Annotated in this window: 1 protein-coding gene; it reads right to left on the reverse strand. The window is 62.0% G+C overall.

All coding sequences use genetic code 11. The annotated features are described in order from the left end of the window. A protein-coding gene (locus ACFHYO_RS15710; RefSeq protein WP_394321641.1) for an IS3 family transposase occupies positions 1 to 1,116 on the reverse strand; the annotation gives its coding sequence in 2 pieces (ribosomal slippage) (positions 1 to 858 and positions 858 to 1,116; 1,117 coding nt annotated over the 2 pieces). This gene is flagged as partial in the annotation. Between the last annotated feature and the right edge of the window lie 2 nt (positions 1,117 to 1,118).

Consider the following 1,118-nt stretch of genomic DNA (forward strand, 5'->3'; position numbering starts at 1 on the left):
TGGGGCTGATGTAGCCGAGCTTCGAGTGCCGCCTGCGCGGGTTGTAGAAGCGCTCGATGTAGTCAAACACGTCGGCACGGGCTTCGTCGCGGGTCCGATAGACCTTGCGGTTGGTCCGTTCGATTTTCAGCGACGAAAAGAAGCTCTCCATGGCCGAATTGTCCCAGACATTCCCGGCCCGGCTCATGGAACAGGTGATGCCGTTGTCGGCCAGCAGGCGCTGGAACTGCTCGCTTGTGTATTGGGAGCCCTGGTCCGAGTGATGCAGCAGCGCGTCCGCCTTGCCGCGGCGCCAGACGGCCATCATCAGGGCATCCATGACCAGCGTGGCATCCCTCTCGGCCTTCATCGACCAGCCGACCACGCGGCGGGAGAACAGGTCCAGGACAACAGCGACATAGAGCCAGCCCTGGGCGGTCCAGATGTAGGTGAAATCGGCCAGCCACTTCTGGTTCGGGCGATCCGCTTCGAAATCACGATCAAGGACGTTGTCGGCGATCACCGAGCGCTCGCCGTCGTCCTGGGGCTTTCTGCGCCGTTTTGGGCGTGCTTTCAATGCGTTCTGGCGCATCAACCGCTCGATCCGATGAAGGCCGCAGATCAGACCCTCTTCAAGGACGTCATGCCAGACACGGCGGGCGCCATAGGTCCGGTCGCTGGCCTTGAAACTCGTGTCGATGGCCGTGACGAGCTTCGCATCAAGGATCGCTCGGTCGCTGAGGGGGCGGTTCAGCCATGCATGGAAGCCCGAACGCGAAACCTCCAGAACCTCGCACAGCCAGCTGACCGGCCAGATATGGCGATGCTTCGTGATGAAGGCGAACCTCAAGTCGCTTCCCTCGCGAAGAATGCCGCGGCTTTTTTTAGGATGTCACGCTCCGCCTTGAGCTTGGCGACCTCTTTCTTCAGGGCTGCGATCTCTGCCAGCTCGGCACGCTGCTGGCCATTGCCGGGAAACGCCGTGACAGGGGCCGCTGCGGCCTCCCGCATCCAACGTCGCAGCACGCTCTCAGCCAGATCCAGATCCCGGGCTGCCTGCGCCACCGCAACGCCACGCTCCGTCATCAGCTTCACAGCCTCAAACTTGAACTCCTTCGTGAACTTCCGTCTCACCATGT

Origin of the sequence: Paracoccus panacisoli, from assembly GCF_042435015.1 — a bacterium.
Lineage (GTDB): Bacteria > Pseudomonadota > Alphaproteobacteria > Rhodobacterales > Rhodobacteraceae > Paracoccus > Paracoccus panacisoli.